Annotated in this window: 1 protein-coding gene; it reads left to right on the forward strand. The window is 46.3% G+C overall.

Annotated elements, in window-relative coordinates:
- Positions 1-229 (forward strand): pyridoxal-phosphate dependent enzyme (locus R0J92_RS27440; protein WP_411054002.1); only part of this gene is annotated, 229 nt, incomplete at both ends.

Below are 229 nucleotides of genomic sequence, written 5' to 3' on the forward strand. Positions count from 1 at the left end.
GAGGTTTTGCCAAAAATCGTCGCGGTTCAAGCAGAAAACTGTGCTCCACTTGCACAAGCTTTTCATGAGCAGTGTCTTGAGAAAGTAACGGTTCAAAATAAAGGAACGATCGCTGAGGGCATTGCGATTGCAGCACCTGAACGTGCAACACAAATCCTTCACGCCATCAAGCAGACAAATGGATATATCGTGACAGCAAACGAGAAAGAAATCAAAGCGGCGCACACAG

The organism is Tritonibacter sp. SIMBA_163 (genome assembly GCF_046535935.1).
Lineage (GTDB): Bacteria > Pseudomonadota > Alphaproteobacteria > Rhodobacterales > Rhodobacteraceae > Epibacterium > Epibacterium scottomollicae.